Raw genomic sequence first — 17838 nt, 5'->3', positions numbered from 1 at the left:
CAGCGGACCGTACCCCCGGAGTTCCGCGCCTGGTATCGGAACGGCCGAGCCTTCAGCCGTGTTGACGACTGCTCAGGGTGCGGCGGGGAGGCCGAGCAGGGTCGCGATGCGGGCGGCGTTGCCGGGGGTGCCGTCGGCGAGGACGGTGGTGATGCCGAGTGCTTCGGCCGGGGGCAGGTTCCTCGGGTGGTCGTCCACGAAGACGCATGCCTCGCCGGGCAGTGCGAGCCGGTCCAGGGTGAGCCGGTAGATCTCCGGATCGGGTTTGGCCACACCCTCGCGTTCGGAGATCACCGTCACGTCGAACAGTTCCCATACGCCCAGGGCCCCGTACGGGTCGTACGGGTCGAGGCCGAAGGAGTTGGACAGCAGCGCGACCTTGAGACCGGCCTGCCGCGCCGAGCGGGCGAGCGCGATGATGTCGTCGGCAGGCCGGACGCCCGACCACGCCCGGCCCATCAGGTTCTCGTGCTCCGGCACGCCGAGGATGGGGGCCACCCGCCGGTTCCACTCCGCCTGGCTCAGCCGGCCGGCTTCGAGTTCGGTGTACAGGCGGCTGGCTTCCGGTTCATAGCCGAGCGTCTGCCGCCACGCCCCGGCCTCGAGGCCCTGGGCGAGGCACCACTCGCGGTGTGCGGGGCCGGCATTGGCCGTCAGGACGCCGACGAAGTCCAGGATGAGAGCTGCGAAGGGGAGCCCGGTCCCACCGGGGCGGGCGGCGGTCGGGGCGGTCAGTGCCATGGTGGGTGTCGTCCTCTCCTGCTACTTCCGGGTGTTGAGGCGGCGGGTGGGTTCGGCGGTGGTCGGGTCTTCGGGCCAGGGGTGGCGGGGGTAGCGGCCCCTGAGATCTGCGCGGACGGCGCGGTAGCCGTTCTGCCAGAAGTTCTCCAGGTCGCCGGTGATGGCGGCGGGGCGGCCGGCGGGGGACAGGAGTTGGACGGTGAGCGGGACACGGCCGCCGGCGAGGGCGGGGGCTGCCTTCCATCCGAAGAGTTCCTGCAACTTGACGGCCAGGACCGGGCGTTCGGTGCTGTAGTCGACCCGTATCTTCGAGCCGCTGGGCACGGTGATGCGCTCCGGCGCGAGTTCGTCCAGGCGGCCGGCCTCGCCGGTGGCCCACGGCAGCAGGCGTTGGAGGGCCGCTGTCGTATCGATGCGGGCGAGGTCGGCGCGGCGGCGGGCGCGGGACAGCTCGGGTTCCAGCCACTCGTCGGCGCGTTCCAGGAGTGCGGCGTCGGAGACGTCGGGCCAGGGGGCGCCGAGGGCGGTGTGGAGGAAGGCGAGGCGTTCGCGGAGGCCGGAGGCGGGCCAGGTCAGCAGGGTGCTGATGCCCTCGCGGGCGAGGCCTTCCGTCAAGGCCTGCCGGACGAGGGCCCGGTCGGGGCGGTTGAGTGGCTTCTCGGCGAGTTCGATGGCTCCGAGGGACTCGACCGTGCGGGCGGTGACCTCGTCGCGGCGGGTGTCCCAGTGGACTTCCTCGCGGGTGGTCGTCAGCGCCGCGCCGGCGAGCAGGGCGGTGTCCTCGTCGAGTGCGGCGGCGTGCAGGATGCGGGCGGAGTGGGACCCCGCCGGGCGGTCGGCGACCGCGACGGCGAGCCAGGGCAGGGCGCCGAGCGCGGTGCCGGGGGCGAGTTCGGCGGCCGTTCCGGAGGCCATCAGGTACGGGCTGCGTTCGCCGGGGGCGGGCCGCTCCACCCTCGCGCGGGCGATGCGTTCGGGGAAGGCGAGGGCGACGACGAGTCCGGCGGCGGTGGCGTCGGGCAGGGCGGTGGAAGGTTCGTCGGAGGTGGCGCGGAGGAGGCGGCGGACCTCCTCGCGCCAGCGCCCGGTATAGGGGTCGCCCGAGGAGGTCCGGACCGTCCGCCACACCGCGCCGAGGTCGTCCCCCAGTGCGCGCGGCGGTTCCTCGGAGAGCAGCGCGACGACTTCGGCGGCCCGGCGCGCGCCGACCGCCGCCGCGCCGTCGACGAGGGCGCGGCCGAGCCGGGGGTGCAGTCCGGTGCGGGCGAGGCGCACCCCGCGCGGAGTGGCCCGCCCGTCCGGGGTGACGGCGCCGAGGGCGGTGAGGGTCTGCCGGGCGGCGGCCATCGCCCCGGCCGGGGGCCGGTCGGGCAGGGCGAGGCCGGTGGCGTCCGGGTCGCCCCAGCAGGCGGCCTGGAGGGCGAAGGAGGTGAGGTCGGCGAGGGCGATCTCGGGGGTGGGGTAGCGGGTGGCGCGGGCGTCCTCGGCTTCGTGCCAGCAGCGGTAGACGGTGCCGGGGGCCTCGCGTCCGGCGCGGCCGGCGCGTTGGCGGGCGGCGGCGAGCGACGCCCGTACGGTGACGAGGGCGGCGAGGCCGCGGGCGTGGTCGGTGCGGGGTTCGCGGGCGAGTCCGGCGTCGACCACGACCCGGACGCCCGGCACGGTGAGCGAGGACTCGGCGACGGCGGTGGCCAGGACGACCCGGCGGGACGCGGACGGGGTGAGGGCGGCGTCCTGGACGGACTGCGGGGCGCGGCCGTGGAGTTGGAGCACCTCGGCCGGGACGCCACTCAACTGCCCCGCGACCCGGGCGATCTCGCCGACACCGGGCAGGAAGCAGAGCACGTCCCCGGCGCGCTCGTCCAGGGCCCGGCGGATGACCGCGGCGACGTGGTCGAGCAGCGCCGGGTCGACCCGGGTGCCGTGCGCGGGCCGGACGGCGCGCGGCGGCGGCGCCCAGACCGTCTCCACCGGGTGGGACACCCCGTGCGCCTCCACCACCGGTGCGCCGCCGAGGAGTTCGGCCCAGGCGGCGGTGTCGGAGGTGGCCGAGGCGCAGACCAGTCCGAGGTCGGGGCGCAGCGCGGCCCGGACGTCCAGCAGGAAGGCGAGCGCGGTGTCGGCGTCGAGGTGCCGTTCGTGGCACTCGTCCAGGACGACCAGGTCGACGCCGGGCAGCTCCTGGTCGCGCTGGAGCCGTTGCAGCAGCACGCCGGTGGTGACCACCTCGACCACCGTCCCCGGCCCGACGCGACGGTCCCCGCGCACGGTGTAGCCGACCAGGTCGCCGACGGATCCGCCGAGCAGCCAGGCCATCCGCCGGGCGGCGGCCCGGACGGCGAGCCGGCGCGGTTCGGCGACCAGCACCCGGCGTACCGGTCGGCCGTCGCCGAGCAGCCCGGCCAGGGCGAGCGGCACCAGGGTGGTCTTGCCGGTGCCGGGCGGCGCGGCGAGGACGGCGGTGCCGTGCCCGGCGAGGGCGTCGTGCAGTGCGGGCAGGGCGGTGCGGACGGGCAGGTCGTGCCACGCGGGGTTCAAGCGGCTCAGCCCCGCTCGGTGACGAAGACCGCCGTGCCGGGGATGAGCCGCCCGCGCAGCGGGGACCAGCCGCCCCACTCCTGTTCCAGTCCGGCCGGCCACTCGGGCTCGACGAGGTCCACCAGGCGGAACCCGGCGGCGACGAGTTCGCGGACCCGGTCGCCGAGGGTGCGGTGGTGTTCGACGTAGGTGGCGTGGCCGTCTTCGTCCTGCTCGACGTAGGGGGTGCGGTCGAAGTAGGAGGCCACCGCGGTGAGGCCCTCGACGCCCGGCTCGTCGGGGAAGGCCCAGCGGATGGGGTGGGTCACCGAGAACACCCAGCGCCCGCCGGGCCGCAGGACCCGGTGCACTTCGCGCATCAGGGCGGCGGTGTCGGCGCTGAAGGGGACGGCGCCGTAGGCGGAGCAGGCGAGGTCGAAGGAGCCGTCGGCGAAGGGCAGGACGGCGGCGTCGGCCTGGACGACCGCGACGGGCGTGCTGCCGCGGCCGAGGTCGATCCGGCGGGAGTGCTGGAGCTGGCGGTGGGAGATGTCGAGGGCGACGGGGCGGGCGCCGCGGCCGGCGAGCCAGCGGGAGCACTGGGCGGCGCCGGCGCCGATCTCCAGGACGTCCCGGCCGGCGACCTCGCCGAGCAGTCGGGCGTCGGCCTCGTCCAGGCCTTCGGGGCACCAGGTGAAGCGGTCGTCGCCGAGGAACTCGCCGTGCTCGTCCTGGTACTCGTCGGCGTTGCGGTCCCACCAGTGCCGGCTGGCCCGGCTGCTCTCCCCGACGTCGGCCGTGCGCCGCACCGCGTCGTCGTCGCCCTCCTCGTCGCCCGCGTCCACGGGCTCGGCGACGGCCGCGTCGAAGGCCGCGCCGGCGCCTGCCGCGGCGGGCGTTTCAAGATCGTGCAGGTCGGACTGGGGGGTGGTGGCCACGGTGACAATGCCCATCGCGTAGGGTATGGAATGCGGAAGCGCCGCTGCCGCGAACCGGCCCGAGAGGGTCCGGATCCTGGCGGTGGCATCCGGGGAAACAGGCCCCTGCGGGCGCCGCCGAGAGGCGCGCAATCGGAGGATATGGCCTGATCCGTACCGGGCTCCACCGTCTTGCCGTCCTTCGGCATTGACCGTGCCTGGCCGTCCCCGTATGCTACAAGTTGCGCTGCGGGCCTGCGCGCCTCGGACGGAGCAGGTCGCGCTCGCATCTGTCGAAGACCCCACGGTCGCAAGACGGACGCCGATTCCCTTGTACGGGATTTCTCCTGTGCGGGATCCTTTGGTGCGCCGTGTTCTTGGCTGTCCGGCTTTCGGTGGGAGCGATACGGGCCCTCCGCGTGGCATTACCTACGACTTTCATGTCCGTACCGGAGCCCTTTTCCTAATGACGAGCCCCACCGACTCCTCCCTCAGCACCACCCCGCAGGTCGCGGTCAACGACATCGGCGACGCGGAGGCCTTCCTCGCCGCCATCGACGAGACCATCAAGTACTTCAACGATGGCGACATCGTCGAGGGCGTCATCGTGAAGGTCGACCGTGACGAGGTTCTCCTCGACATCGGTTACAAGACCGAGGGCGTCATCCCGTCCCGCGAGCTCTCGATCAAGCACGACGTTGACCCGCACGAGGTCGTCGCCGTCGGTGACAACATCGAGGCCCTGGTTCTCCAGAAGGAGGACAAGGAGGGTCGTCTCATCCTGTCCAAGAAGCGCGCTCAGTACGAGCGTGCCTGGGGCACGATCGAGAAGATCAAGGAAGAGGACGGGATCGTCACCGGTACCGTCATCGAGGTCGTCAAGGGTGGTCTCATCCTCGACATCGGCCTCCGGGGCTTCCTCCCCGCCTCGCTGGTCGAGATGCGCCGCGTCCGCGACCTCCAGCCCTACGTGGGCAAGGAGCTCGAGGCCAAGATCATCGAGCTGGACAAGAACCGCAACAACGTGGTCCTGTCCCGCCGTGCCTGGCTGGAGCAGACCCAGAGCGAGGTCCGCCAGACCTTCCTCACCACCCTGCAGAAGGGCCAGGTGCGCTCCGGCGTCGTCTCCTCGATCGTCAACTTCGGTGCCTTCGTGGACCTGGGTGGCGTCGACGGCCTGGTGCACGTCTCCGAGCTGTCCTGGAAGCACATCGACCACCCGTCCGAGGTTGTCGAGGTCGGCCAGGAGGTCACCGTCGAGGTTCTCGACGTCGACATGGACCGCGAGCGCGTCTCCCTGTCGCTGAAGGCGACCCAGGAGGACCCGTGGCAGCAGTTCGCCCGGACGCACCAGATCGGTCAGGTCGTCCCGGGTAAGGTCACCAAGCTGGTTCCGTTCGGTGCGTTCGTCCGCGTGGACGAGGGCATCGAGGGTCTGGTCCACATCTCCGAGCTGGCCGAGCGCCACGTCGAGATCCCGGAGCAGGTCGTCCAGGTCGGCGACGAGATCTTCGTCAAGGTCATCGACATCGACCTCGAGCGTCGCCGCATCAGCCTGTCGCTGAAGCAGGCCAACGAGGCCCTGGGTGCCAACCCGGCCGAGGTCGAGTTCGACCCGACCCTGTACGGCATGGCCGCCTCGTACGACGACCAGGGCAACTACATCTACCCGGAGGGCTTCGACCCCGAGGCGAACGACTGGCTGGCCGGCTACGAGAAGCAGCGCGAGGAGTGGGAGCGCCAGTACGCCGAGGCGCAGTCCCGCTTCGAGCAGCACCAGGCCCAGGTCATCAAGAGCCGCGAGGCCGATGCCCAGGCCGCCGAGGAGGGTGGCGACGCCGTCGCCGCTGCCGCCGGTGGTTCCTACTCGTCCAGCAGCGACGAGGGCTCGGGCGCCCTGGCCTCCGACGAGGCCCTGGCCGCCCTGCGCGAGAAGCTGGCCGGTGGCCAGAGCTGAGGCTCTCGCTTCCCGCTAGCCGATAGCTAGACGGTGGGCCCCACCCGGAATTTCCGGGTGGGGCCCATTTGTTTTTCCGCTTTGCCTTATGTGTTTTTTATGTGAAGGAAAGTGTGAGATGGGGCTCATTGCCCTTCTATAGGCCGAAGTTCGGGATGCACCTACATTGAGTGGAGCTGCCCGAAAGGCTCCTTCATGCGCATGCGCAACCCCTCCTCCGCCGCCCCCGATGCCGTGGTCGGCGGCCGGCTCGCCGCTCTCGGCCGGTTCTGCTTCCGGCACCGTCGCTGGGTGCTCGGGTTCTGGGCGGTCGTCCTGGTCGTCGGTGTCCTGATCGGCGGCCGGGTGTTCGAGGGCACGGTGGCCGGGGCCTCCTCCGCCAGCGCCGAGGCCGACCGGGGGAGCGCGGTGGTCGCCGCGGCCGACCCGGTGAAGGGCACCGTCACCGCCGTGGTCGACGGAAAGCCGGTGGACGACCCGGCCGTCAGGGCCGCCGTCGAGAAGGCCACCGCCGAGATCGCCGCACTGCCCGGGGTCTCCGCCGCGCTCGACGCGTACGGCCCCGGCCCGGCGCCGGCCGCGCTGCGCTCCGCCGACGGGACGGCGAGCCTGGTCACCGTACGGATGGCCGACACCGCCACCTCCGCCCAGACCGACGCCGTCACCCAGCGGCTCGCGGCCCTGAACGGCACCGACGGCGCACACGTGACCGTCGGCGGGGACCTGGTACTCCAGCAGGAGGTCAAGAAGCAGACCGAGCAGGACACCCGCTTCGGCGAGATGGTGACGCTGCCGCTCACGCTGGTCGTCATGGTGCTGGTGTTCGGCGGGCTCGCGGCGGCCTCGCTGCCGGTGATCGGGGCGGTCGCCTCGGTGGGCGGCGCACTGCTGGCCATGTTCGGATTCAGCCGGATCATGGACATCGACACCAGCGTGCTGCCGATCGCCACCGTGCTGGGGCTCGGGCTCTCGATCGACTACGCGCTGCTCATGGTCAACCGCTTCCGCGAGGAACGCGGCCACGGCGCGGGCATCGCCGCCGCCGTCGAACGCACCGCGGCGACCGCCGGACGCACCGTGGCCTTCTCCGGGCTGACCGTGGCCGTCGCGCTGTCCGGCCTGTTCGTCTTCACCAGCCCGGTGCTCGGGGCGGTGGCCGCCGCCGGGGTGAGCGTGGTGGTGATCGCCGTCGCCGCCGCGCTGACGCTGATCCCCGCACTGCTCGGCTTCGCCGGGTCGCGGATCAAGGCGCCCGCCGCGCCCGTACCGGACGAGGGCTTCTTCAGCCGGACCGTACGCCGGGTCCGCAAGCGGGCGGTACCGGTCGCGCTCGCCTGCACGGCGCTGCTGATGGCGGCAGGGGCGCCGTTCCTGCACGCCGAGATGCGCAACTCGGGCGCCGCCGTGCTGCCGGCGTCCTCCGCCGGGCGGCAGGTCGCCGAGACCGTCGACCAGCGCTTCCCGCAGGTCTCGGCCGCGCCGATCACGGTGGTGGTCGAGGGCGGCGCACCGGTGGCGCAGGCGTACGCGGACGACGTGGTCGCCAAGCTGCCCGGGGTGAGCGGGGTCCGGGCGGTGAGCCCGGTGAGCGACGCGGTCTCCACGATCGACGTGCTGGTGCACGGGGACCCGCAGGGCGCGCAGGCCAAGCACGTGGTGGACGAACTGCGGGCGGACCGGGGCGGGCTGAAGACGTACGTCACCGGCGGCGCCGCCTCGGTGGTCGACTTCCAGCAGGAGCTGCTGTCACGCGGGCCGTGGGCGCTCGGGCTGGTCGCGGCGGGAACGCTGGTGCTGCTGTTCCTGATGACCGGTTCGGTGGTGATGCCGGTCAAGGCGCTGCTGATGAACCTGCTCTCGCTCGGCGCCTCGCTCGGCGCGCTCACCCTGGTGTTCCAGGACGGGTGGTTCAGCGGGCTGCTCGGGTTCAGCCCGACCGGCGGGCTGGAGACCTTCATCCCGGTGCTGGTCTTCGCCTTCGCCTTCGGGCTGTCGATGGACTACGAGGTGTTCCTGCTCGCCCGGATCAAGGAGCTGCGGGACAAGGGGCACAGCTGTACCCGGGCGGTGGAGCTGGGCGTGCAGCGCAGCGGTCGGATCATCACGTCGGCGGCGCTGCTGATGGTGATCGTCTTCGCCGGGTTCGCGCTCGGGGACATGCTCATGGTCAAGCAGATGGGCATCGCTCTGGCCGTCGCCGTCGCGGTGGACGCCACCCTGGTGCGCTGCCTGCTGGTGCCCGCCGCGATGAGCCTCTTCGGCGAGTTCAACTGGTGGGCGCCCGCCCCGCTGCGGCGGCTGCACCGGCGCTTCGGGCTGAGCGAGCACGTCGACCTGCCGGAGATCGGGGCGGCGGCGATCCCGGCGCAGCGGCCGGCGGGCGCGTCGATGGACGGGTCTGCGGACGGGTCGGTGGACGGGGAGCCGGCGGACGGCGAGCCCGAGGTCAAGGACCTGGTGAAGGCCTAGAACCCGGCGTTCGGTTCGCCCGGTAGCGTCCGGCCGTCTCAGCGCAGGCGGTCCAGCAGGGCGACGGTGCCGCGCAGCCGGTCCTGCTCCTCGGGGGTGAGGCGGGCCTCGATCGCGGTGGCGATGTGGTGCTCGCGGCGGGCGCGCTGGTCGAGCAGGGCGGTGCGGCCGGTGTCGGTGGCGGCGACGAGCTGCTTGCGGCCGTCGGTGGGGTGGGGCTGCTGGGCGACCAGGCCGGCCTCGGTCATCAGGGCGACCGTGCGGGCCATCGACTGGTGGCGGACGCGCCGGAGCCCGGCGAGTTCGGCGACGGTGTAGGAGCGCTCGTCGCGGACCAGCAGGCCGAGGACGGCGGCCTGGTTCGGCGGCAGGTCGTCGCTGTCGCGCAGGGCGCGGACCAGGCCGCCGAGGGCGGCGCGCAGGTCGGCGGCGAGTTCCAGGGTGTCCGGGCGCGGGTCGGGCAGGTGGGAGCCGGGGTGGTGCGGGGGTTCGCTGGGCATGGGAGCAGTCTATCCAAAAATCATGCAGCATTGCTGTACAGCCTTGCTGTAGAGTTTTGGGCATGCGAATCACCAAGTTCGGGCACGCCTGCGTACGCGTCCAGCACGACGACACCACCGTCGTCATCGACCCCGGCGCCTTCACCGACCCCGCCGCCCTGGCCGGGGCGGACGCCGTCCTGATCACCCACGAGCACATGGACCACTTCGAGGAGTCCCGGCTGCGCGCCGCGCTGGAGGCCGACCCGGCGCTGCGGGTGTGGACCAACAGCGCCGTCGCCGCGCAGTTGGACGGCGTCGCGCAGCGGGTCACCACCGTCGGCGAGGGCGACGCCTTCGAGCTCGGCGGGGTCGGGGTGAGCGTGCACGGCGAGTGGCACGCGGAGATCCATCGGGACATCCCGCGGGTGAAGAACATCGGCTTCCTCTTCGACGGCCGGCTGTTCCACCCCGGCGACGCGTTCACCGTGCCGCCGCACGCCGTGGACACCCTGCTGCTGCCGCTCGCCGCGCCGTGGAGCAAGGCCGGCGAGGTGGTCGACTACGTCCGGGAGGCGGGCCCGCGCCTGGCGGTGCCGGTGCACGAGGCGACGCTCAGCCCGATCGGGCACATGGTGGCCACCCGGCTGCTCGGGCCGGACGGGCCGGGCACGGGCGGCGCGGAGCTCTTGGTCCTGGGGGACGGGGAGAGCCTGGACCTGGGCTGACGCACGGCCGGGGGGCGGGGCGCCGGCCGGTGCTGACGGGGCCGCCGCCACGCCGGTAGCCTGACGCCATGCTGAAGATCGGACTGACGGGTGGCATCGGCGCGGGCAAGAGCGAAGTGTCCCGGCTGTTCGCCGCGCACGGCGCGGTGATCGTGGACTCCGACGTGATCGCCCGCGAGGTGGTCGCTCCCGGGACGGACGGCCTGGCGGCCGTGGTCGCCGAGTTCGGCCCGCAGGTGCTGCGGGAGGACGGCGCGCTGGACCGCCCGGCTCTCGGGGCGGTCGTGTTCGCCGACCCGGAGCGGCTGAAGGCGCTGAACGCGATCGTCCACCCGCTGGTGCGGTCCCGCTCCGCCGAGCTGGAGGCGGCGGCCGCGCCGGACGCGGTCGTGGTGCACGACGTGCCGCTGCTGGCGGAGAACGGGCTGGCGCCGCTGTTCGACCTGGTCGTGGTGGTCGACGCGGCCGATGACGTACGGGTGGACCGGCTGGTGCGGCTGCGCGGGATGGCCGAGGAGGAGGCCCGGGCCCGGATGGCCGCGCAGGCCTCGCGGGCGGACCGGCTGGCGATCGCCGACCTGGTGATCGACAACGGCGGGGAGCTGGCGGAGCTGGCGGCCCGGGTGGACCGGGTCTGGGCGGAGCTGGCGGAGCGCGCGACGGTCTGACGCGCGGGGCGCACGGGGCGCGTGGGCGGCGTGCCGGGCACGGCCCGCGCGGGGCGCGCGGTGGGTGGGGGCGGCGCGGGGCCGGCCGGTCGCCTCGGAAAGCGCGCGGCGGTACGGGCCCGGGCGGGTCGCCGTGGTCGTCCGGCCTACCCCGCGCCTAGCGGCAGCCGGGCCCGGACGGCGAAGCCGCCCTCGGGGGTCGGCCCGGCGTGCAGGGTGCCGCCGAGGTCGCCCGCCCGGCTGCGCATGCCGGTCAGGCCGTGGCCGCCGGAGGGCAGCTCCGGGCCGCCGGCGGCCGGCCCGGGGCCCGTTGCTCCGGGGTCGGGTGCTCCGGGGTCAGGTGCTCCGGGGTCGGGTGCTCCGGCGCCCGCCGCTCCGTGGTCCGCGGCTCCGGAGCCTTCCGTGGGGGAACCGTCCGGCCCGGTGGGGGAGTTGACCACCGCCAGGCGCAGCCCGTCCGTCCGGACCTCGACCGTGACGGCCACCTCGGCCGCCGGGGCGTGCTTGTGCGCGTTGGTCAGCGCCTCCTGGACGATCCGGTAGGCCGCGTACTGCACGGCCGGTTCGGGCGCGGGCAGTCCGTCGGCCGGGCCGGTGACGGTGAGTCCGACCGCCAGGCCGGCCTGCCGGGACTCCTCGACCAGGGTGGGCAGGCCGCGCAGCGAGGGCGGTTCGGCCGTCGTGGTCAGGACGCCCAGCAGGCCGCGCAGTTCGGTGAGCGCCTGGAGGCCGAGGGTGCGGATCAGACCGAGCGTCTCCCGTACGGCAGCCGGGTCCTCGGCCTGGGCGACCTGGCCGGCGCCCGCGTGCAGGGTGATCAGCGAGACCCGGTTGGAGACCACGTCGTGCATCTCCCGTGCCAGCCGGGCCCGTTCGGCGACCGCGGCGCGCTCCCCGGCGTGCCGGCGGGCCTCCTCCAGCAGCCGGTTGCGTTCGCCGAGGAGGCGGTTGCGCTCGGCGAGCACCCGGACGGTGCGGGCGCGGTTGTGGGCGGTCAGCCCCAGGGCGAGCGGGACCGCGCCGAAGACCAGCGGATCCTCGATCAGATTGGCGAGCGAGGACGGGGTGCTGACGTCCCCGAGGTCGAACGGGACGAGCAGCCGCAGCTCGGCCACGGCCGCCAGGACGCACAGCAGCCTGGTGGTGCCGCGCCGCGCGGCCAGTCCGTAGAGGGCCACGGCGAGCGGGAGCTGACCGCTCAGCAGGGTGGCCGCGGTGACCGCCGCCGGGCTGCGGCGCCGCAGGGTGAGAGCGAGGCCGCCGAACGCCATCAGGCCGGCGTTGACCTGCGGCGAGGTGGTCGGGCCGAAGTCCGGGTCGTTCGCGGCGAGCGGGACGAGCACCAGCAGGACCAGGACGGTCGGCGCGAGGGCCCGGAGCGGCCGGGGCAGGCTCAGCGGCGGGTCGGGCAGCGGCGGGCCGTCCGGCGGTGCGTCGAGGCCGGCGGCCGACTGGTCGGTGGGCTGCTGCATGAGGGGCATGCTTCCACACCCGGGTATCACCGGGATGATCTTCGGATCGAGTGGCCGGGAAGGGACTGTCGCGGGGCCGGGGCAGGGGAGAGCATGGCGGCATGGATGATCATTCTTCGCCCGGGCCGGAATCGCCCTGGTCCGGGCCGCCTGGGCCGTCCGAACCGTCTGGGCCGTCTGGGCCGTCCGGGCTGTCCGGGCCAGCCGTCGTCGAGCGGCTGGCGCGCTACACCCGTGCCGAGCAGCAGGAGGTGCTCGGCCCCGGGGAGGACCCGTACGGGGTCGCGTACACCGGGCTGACCTTCCGGCCCAAGGAGCTCCACTTCGGGGTCCGGGCCGCCGGCGGCCGGCTCGTCGCCCATGCCGGGCTGCTGCCGCTGCCGCTCACCGCGGGCGGTACCGACCTGGCGGTGATGGGCGTCGGCGGGGTGTGCGTCGCCGCCGACCGGCGCGGCGGCGGCCTCGCTCGCGCCGTGGTCGGGGCCGCCCTGGAGCACGCGCGCACGCTCGGCCACCGGCACGCGCTGCTGTTCTGCCGCCCGCCGCTGGCCGCGTTCTACCGGGGGCTCGGCTTCCGGGAGGTGGCGGAGGAGGTGACGGTGGAGCAGCCGGAGGGGCGGCTGGCGGTGATGCCGCTGCGCACCCTGTGGGCGCCGCTGTCGGCGGGCGCCGGGTGGCCGGAGGGGCCGGTGCGGCTGCGGTCGCTGCCGATGTGAGGGCGCGGGCGCCCGTGGGCGGCGGGCCGTCCGCCCGGGTGGATGCCCGGGGTGGACGGCCGGGATGGGCGCCCGGGGTGGCCAGGATGGGCGCCCGGGGTGGGCGCCCGGGTCGGGCGGCGGGTGGCCCGGCCGGGCGGTGCGCCGCCGGGTCGTCAGGCGGTGGGGGCCGGCGTCCGGGCGTCCGCGTGGGCCACGGCGGCCTCGGCCAGGGCGCGGATCATGGCGTGCGCCCGGGTGCCGTCGCCGGAGAGCTCGGGCTGGAACAGCGAGGCCAGGAAGAACGGGTGGCCCGGCAGCTCCAGGATCCGCACCTCGCCCGACTCGTCCGCGCCGCTGAACCGCAGGCCGTGCGCGTGCAGCCGGTCCAGGTAGGCGCTGTCGACGCCGTACGCGCAGTGGTAGCGCTCCCGGGTGCGGGTGGAGCCGAGGACGCGTTCGGCGAGGGAGCCCGGGGTGACCGTGACGGCGCCCTCGTGGCCGACCAGCGAGCAGGCCAGCGGGGCGATCACCTGCTGTTCCCGGTCGGGGTGCTCCTCGCCGTGGACGGCGTCGTCCAGGCCGCAGACGTCCCGGGCGTACTCCAGGACCGCGTGCTGGAACCCGGCGCAGGTGCCGAGGAAGGGGATGCCGTGTTCGCGGGCGGTCCGGACGGCGGCCAGGGCGCCCGCCTCGCTGCGGTAGGGGCTGCCGGGGAGCAGCCAGATCGCGTCGAAGCCGTCCAAGGCGCCGGGCGCGGGGGCGTCCTCGGTCGGGATCCAGTAGGCGTCCAGGACGAGCCGGTCGTGTTCGGCGAGGGCGTCGAGCAGGCCGGGGATCCGGGCGTGCGAGCGGACGGCGGGGGAGCGGTCGCCGACCAGGGCGATCCGGGGGGTCTGGTAGGTCATGCGGCTATCCTGACCCCGCACCCGAGATCAGCGCCAACGATGATTTCTTACCTCTCGATCAGATCGGTTGATGGACGCCGTGGATCCGCAGCAACTCCGCACCTTCGTCACCGTCACCCGCCTCGCCTCCTTCTCGGACGCGGCGCGGGAGCTCGGCTACACCCAGTCCGCGGTCTCGCAGCAGATCGCCGCCCTGGAGGCGGACCTCGGGACGGCCCTGCTGGTGCGCCGTCCGGTCGGCCCGACCGAGGCGGGACGACGGCTGCTGGAGCACGCCGCGCCGCTGCTGGTCCGGCTGGAGGCGGCGCGCGCCGACGTCGAGCGCCTGGTGGGTGCCCCGAACGCCCGGCTGGTGCTCGGGGCCACCCCGCTGGCGGTCGGGGCGGTGCTGGGGCGCGCGCTCGGCGAAGTGCGCCGGGCGTACCCGAGGGTGGAGCCGGTGGTCCGGGTGCTCGCCCAGGACGTCCTGCCCGCCCAGGTCGCCACCGGCGAGGTCGACCTCGCCCTGGTCGACGGCCTGGCCGCGCCGAGCGACCCTCTGCCGCTGCCCGACGTCGGTCCGCTGCGCACCGTCGCGGTGGACGAGCTGCCCGTCGCGGTCGCCCTGCCCGCCGGCCATCCGCTGGCGGGCCGGGCCGGCCTCGCCCTCGCCGACCTGTCCGCCGCCCGCTGGCTGGACGCCCCGGACCTGGCCCCGCCGCTCGCCCGGCTGCGCGCGGCCGCGGGCGTCGACGGGTTCCGGCCCGCCACCCGCTACCAGGGCACCGACCTGCACGGGCTGCTCGCGCTGGTCGCCGCCGGGCACGGGCTCGCCCTGTTGCCGGGGCCGGTGGCGGCCGGGGCGCCCGGGGTGGCGTGCGCGCCGATCGCCGCGCCCCGGCTGGTGCACCGCACCGAACTCGTGCACGGGAGCCTGCCGGAGGGGCCGGCCGCGCTGCTGGCGCGGCTGCTGGAGGGGGCGCGGGACGCGGCGGGCTGACCGCTGTGAGCGGTACGCAAACGGGTTGCGGGTGCTATCGGCACCGATGGAATGATCACCGGATGGGTTCTACTGAAACGACCATCAGACGGGTAGCGGCGGAAGACTGGGAGCGGGTCAAGGAGATCCGGCTCGACGCGCTGCGCGACCCGGCGGCGTCCATCGCCTTCCTGGAGACGTACGAGCAGGCCGCGGCCAGGCCCGACCGGTTCTGGCAGGACCGCGCGGCCGGGGCCGCGACGGGTGACGACGTGGCGCAGTTCGTCGCGGAGGCCGCGGACGGGCGCTGGCTCGGCACGGTCAGCGCGCGGGTCGAGCTGCCGGGCGGGGCGCCGGCCCTGGAGGGCGACGTCATCGGGGTCGCGCAGACGCACATCGTCGGGGTCTTCGTCCGCCCCGAGGCGCGGGGCACCGGACTGGCGCGGGACCTGCTCGGGGCCGCCCGGGAGTGGTCCTGGTCGCTCGCCGAGCCCCGGATCCGGCGGGTGCGGCTGTTCGTCCACGAGGACAACGCCCGGGCCGAGGCGATGTACGTCAAGGCGGGCTTCGAGCGCTCCGGCGTGGCGCTGCCGGTGCCGGGTGACGAGACCCGCCGGGAGCTCGAACTGGCGGTGCTCCGGGGCTGACCGCCCGGCCGGCCGGGTCCGCCCCGCTCCGGGAGCAGTGGGGTGGCGGGGCGAGGCGGGCGGCGGCGGGGCGGCGGCTCGGGCGGCGGTTGTGAAGGCGGGGGCACCAGGCGTTCACGTCCTGGGTCTGACGGTTGTCGCGCCCCCGGTGCTGTCATGAGCACAGTCGCCCGGCGCGAGGCCGGGCCGGCCCAGGAGAACTTCCCCATGATGCTCCGTCAGCGTCTGACCGTCGTTGCCGCGACGGCCGCCCTCGCCGCCGCCGGGCTCGCCGCCGGTACCGCGCAGGCTGCCGCCCCGGCCAAGGCCTCAACCCCGAAGTCCCGTACGCTCTCGGCGAGTTGTTCGCAGGCGTACCTGCCGCTGCCCGACCCGAACTGCACCCCCGGTGCGTACAACCCGGACGTCACCCAGGCGACCATCGGCCAGACCATCTGCGTCTCCGGCTGGACCGCCACCGTCCGCCCGCCGACCAGCTACACCAACGCCCTGAAGGTGCAGCAGATCGCGCAGTACGGCTACGCGGACACCAACACGGCCGACTACGAGGAGGACCACTTCGTCCCGCTGGAGCTCGGCGGCGCCCCGCGCGACCCGGCCAACCTGTGGCCGGAGCCGCGCTACGGCAGCCAGCCGGCGCAGAGCAAGGACTCCGTGGAGACCAAGCTCAAGAACGCGGTGTGCGGCGGCCGGGTGAGCCTGGACGCGGCCAGGAGCGCGATCGCCACCGACTGGACCACCGCGCTGAGCTCGCTGGGCCTCTGAGGCCCGCCGCGGCGGTGACACGCCCTGACGCGGTGGGGCCGGACCCCCGCGCGAGGGCGTGAGAGGAAGCCGCCCGGTCCGTCCGGTCCCCTGTGCCGGACGGGCCGGACGGCCGTCTGTGGGGTGCTGCCGTCCGGCTCCTGGTCGCGCCGCCTCCTCGGGTTCGAGGGGCGGTCGGCGCGGGTGCTGCGTCGACGGCGGTCGAAACCTATGCCACCGGACGGTCGGGAGCAAAGCGGGATTCCGCCCGCCGACCCGGCGTTCGGGGGGCTTGCAGACGGCTGGTGGGGAACGTGTGTGCGGGCGCGTCGGGAGCTATGGGCGGCGTGCGGGAAAACCGGGAGCGCGCCGGCCCACTGATGCGCCGTCCGAAACGGCGCCTCCCCGCTGCCGGGACGGGGTGCTCCGGGTCCGTACGACACCCGCGGCCGCCCGGACGGGCACGGCGTGGACGGCCTCCGTGCCAAGGCTTTCCCGCAAACGGCGCCCACGCCGGGGTTCCGCCCGGAGACGGCCTCCGCGCCGGGGGTTCCCCCGCGGGCGAGGTCGGGACCAGGGCCTTCCCCGCGGGCGACGTCCGGACCAGGGCCTTCCCCGCGGGCGAGGTCCGGACCACGGCCTTCCCCGCGGGCGGCCCGAGCCGCCCGCCGCTACGGGTGGGTGCCCGGGACGCCGAGCTGCTGGGCGAGCCACGGCAGGGCCCGCTCGAAGGTCGCGGCGCCGGTCTGCCAGGTGTGCTTGCCGGAGCCGACCGCGGAGACCGTGCGGATGCCGTCCTTCCTGGCCGCCGCCTCCAGGGCCTTCGCGGACTCGATCTGGCCGTGTTCCTCGTCGCCCTGGCCGAAGTAGCCGGACACGCCCTGGTACTTGGGGTGGTGGGCGAGCACGGTCAGCGGGTCGTGGGCGGCCCAGGCCGCCGCGTCGCCGCCGTACAGCTCCTGGACGGTGTGCTGCTGGTCGCCGATGTACGGTCCCTTGTCGCCGGAGAAGTCGCCGAAGTGGGTGAAGACGTCGGGGTGTTCGACGGTGAGGTCGACGGCGCAGGTGCCGCCCATCGACCAGCCGGCCACGCCCCACTTGTGCGGGTCCGTGGCGGCGTTGAAGGTCTTCCGGATGAACGGCGGGACGTCCTTGACCAGGTGGGATTCGGAGTTGCCGTGCGGGCCGTCCACGCACTCGGTGTCCACCCGGAAGCCGCCGGTGGCGTCCACGAACACCAGGATCGGCGCGAAGCCGTTGTGCTTGGCGGCGAACGCGTCGGCGGTCTTCACGGCGTTGCCGGAGCGGATCCAGTTGTCGGGCGCCGCGAACTCGCCGCCGATCATCTCCAGCACCGGCAGCTTCGGCCGGGCCTGGCTGCGGAACCAGGCGGGCGGCAGGTACACCAGCTCCTGGCGGTGGGCGAAGCCGCCGGTGGTGTCCGGGATGTCGACCTGCACGATGCGCCCGGTCCTCGTCTTCCCGTGGATGGAGGCGAGTTCGGCGAGCGTGATCTGGTCCGGCAGCGGCTGCCCGCCGAGCTCGCCGATCGCGTCGCCCAGGGTCGGGTAGTAGCCGGTGGCGGTGTTCACGCTGTTCGCGGCGCAGAACAGCGCCACCAGCACGGCCGGCAGGGCCAGCGCCCGCCGCCACCACCGCGCGCCGCGCCAGCCGAACCCGAGCACGCTGAGCGCCGCGACCGCCGCCCCGGTCCACAGCCACACCCCGAACGGGATCGGATCGGTGATCCCGCCGAGCGACACCACGGCCACGGCGGCGGCCGCGGTGACCGCCAGCGCGGTGCCGAGCGCGATCGGCCCCCGCTTCACCCGCCACGTCCGGTCCCGTCGGACCACCGTGGCGAGGAGCAGTGCGAGGGCCACGGCCTGGACGGTCCAGGGGAAACAGCCGTCGAGCAGGGAGACGTTCATACGGCCG

At 74.5% G+C, this 17838-nt stretch carries 15 protein-coding genes; 8 read left to right on the top strand and 7 right to left on the bottom strand.

Going from position 1 to position 17838, the window contains the following annotated elements:
- Positions 1-72: 72 nt before the first annotated feature.
- From ACFQ6N_RS15665 to ACFQ6N_RS15655, 3 genes are read right to left on the bottom strand one after another with little or no spacing between them, the layout of a single operon-like run.
- A complete protein-coding gene (locus tag ACFQ6N_RS15665) occupies positions 73-741 on the bottom strand; it encodes an HAD family hydrolase (protein ID WP_380649493.1) in 669 nt (222 codons plus the stop codon).
- A gap of 21 nt (positions 742-762) precedes the next feature.
- Positions 763-3279, bottom strand: coding sequence for an ATP-dependent helicase HrpB (hrpB, locus tag ACFQ6N_RS15660; protein ID WP_380649491.1), 2517 nt, complete (start codon positions 3277-3279; stop codon positions 763-765).
- 5 nt (positions 3280-3284) lie between these two features.
- Complete coding sequence (locus ACFQ6N_RS15655; RefSeq protein WP_380649490.1) at positions 3285-4211, bottom strand: class I SAM-dependent methyltransferase; 927 nt, start codon at positions 4209-4211, stop codon at positions 3285-3287.
- Between the two features lie 430 nt (positions 4212-4641).
- Between ACFQ6N_RS15655 and rpsA the strand changes: the two genes are divergently transcribed.
- Together rpsA and ACFQ6N_RS15645 are read left to right on the top strand one after the other, a co-directional pair.
- Complete coding sequence (rpsA, locus tag ACFQ6N_RS15650) at positions 4642-6132, top strand: 30S ribosomal protein S1 (protein WP_380649489.1); 1491 nt, start codon at positions 4642-4644, stop codon at positions 6130-6132.
- 195 nt (positions 6133-6327) lie between these two features.
- The gene (locus ACFQ6N_RS15645) at positions 6328-8601 is read left to right on the top strand and encodes an MMPL family transporter (protein WP_380649487.1); all 2274 of its coding nucleotides are present in this window, start codon (positions 6328-6330) and stop codon (positions 8599-8601) included.
- Between the two features lie 38 nt (positions 8602-8639).
- Here ACFQ6N_RS15645 and ACFQ6N_RS15640 read toward each other — a convergent pair whose 3' ends face one another.
- Positions 8640-9101, bottom strand: a complete 462-nt coding sequence (locus tag ACFQ6N_RS15640) for a MarR family winged helix-turn-helix transcriptional regulator (RefSeq protein WP_380649486.1) — start codon at positions 9099-9101, stop codon at positions 8640-8642.
- Between the two features lie 62 nt (positions 9102-9163).
- Here ACFQ6N_RS15640 and ACFQ6N_RS15635 point away from each other — a divergent pair, with 62 nt between their 5' ends.
- Together ACFQ6N_RS15635 and coaE are read left to right on the top strand one after the other, a co-directional pair.
- A complete protein-coding gene (locus tag ACFQ6N_RS15635) occupies positions 9164-9808 on the top strand; it encodes an MBL fold metallo-hydrolase (RefSeq protein WP_380649485.1) in 645 nt (214 codons plus the stop codon).
- A gap of 68 nt (positions 9809-9876) precedes the next feature.
- On the top strand, positions 9877-10476 hold the full coding sequence (gene coaE, locus ACFQ6N_RS15630) for a dephospho-CoA kinase (protein WP_380649484.1): 600 nt from the start codon (positions 9877-9879) through the stop codon (positions 10474-10476).
- A gap of 146 nt (positions 10477-10622) precedes the next feature.
- On the opposite strand, the gene ACFQ6N_RS15625 is transcribed toward coaE, so the two are convergent.
- Positions 10623-11948: a sensor histidine kinase gene (locus ACFQ6N_RS15625; RefSeq protein ID WP_380649482.1), complete on the bottom strand. Its 1326-nt coding sequence runs from the start codon at positions 11946-11948 to the stop codon at positions 10623-10625.
- Between the two features lie 101 nt (positions 11949-12049).
- Here ACFQ6N_RS15625 and ACFQ6N_RS15620 point away from each other — a divergent pair, with 101 nt between their 5' ends.
- On the top strand, positions 12050-12664 hold the full coding sequence (locus ACFQ6N_RS15620) for a GNAT family N-acetyltransferase (protein WP_380649480.1): 615 nt from the start codon (positions 12050-12052) through the stop codon (positions 12662-12664).
- A gap of 155 nt (positions 12665-12819) precedes the next feature.
- Here the strand turns inward: ACFQ6N_RS15620 and ACFQ6N_RS15615 are convergent, their stop codons facing one another.
- The gene (locus ACFQ6N_RS15615; RefSeq protein WP_380649479.1) at positions 12820-13551 is read right to left on the bottom strand and encodes a hypothetical protein; all 732 of its coding nucleotides are present in this window, start codon (positions 13549-13551) and stop codon (positions 12820-12822) included.
- Between the two features lie 70 nt (positions 13552-13621).
- Here ACFQ6N_RS15615 and ACFQ6N_RS15610 point away from each other — a divergent pair, with 70 nt between their 5' ends.
- From ACFQ6N_RS15610 to ACFQ6N_RS15600, 3 genes are all read left to right on the top strand, one after another.
- Positions 13622-14530 carry a LysR family transcriptional regulator gene (locus ACFQ6N_RS15610; RefSeq protein WP_380649478.1) on the top strand — a complete coding sequence of 303 codons (909 nt, stop codon included), beginning with the start codon at positions 13622-13624 and terminating at the stop codon, positions 14528-14530.
- Positions 14531-14592: 62 nt separating this feature from the next.
- Positions 14593-15156, top strand: coding sequence for a GNAT family N-acetyltransferase (locus tag ACFQ6N_RS15605; RefSeq protein ID WP_380649477.1), 564 nt, complete (start codon positions 14593-14595; stop codon positions 15154-15156).
- Between the two features lie 156 nt (positions 15157-15312).
- The gene (locus ACFQ6N_RS15600; protein ID WP_380649476.1) at positions 15313-15921 is read left to right on the top strand and encodes a hypothetical protein; all 609 of its coding nucleotides are present in this window, start codon (positions 15313-15315) and stop codon (positions 15919-15921) included.
- Positions 15922-16571: 650 nt separating this feature from the next.
- Here the strand turns inward: ACFQ6N_RS15600 and ACFQ6N_RS15595 are convergent.
- Positions 16572-17831: an alpha/beta hydrolase gene (locus ACFQ6N_RS15595; protein ID WP_380649475.1), complete on the bottom strand. Its 1260-nt coding sequence runs from the start codon at positions 17829-17831 to the stop codon at positions 16572-16574.
- Positions 17832-17838: the final 7 nt, after the last annotated feature.

It is taken from the genome of Kitasatospora sp. NPDC056446 (assembly GCF_042796115.1).
In the GTDB taxonomy this organism is placed as follows: Bacteria; Actinomycetota; Actinomycetes; order Streptomycetales; family Streptomycetaceae; genus Kitasatospora.
This window is presented reverse-complemented; position numbering and strand designations above follow the sequence as displayed.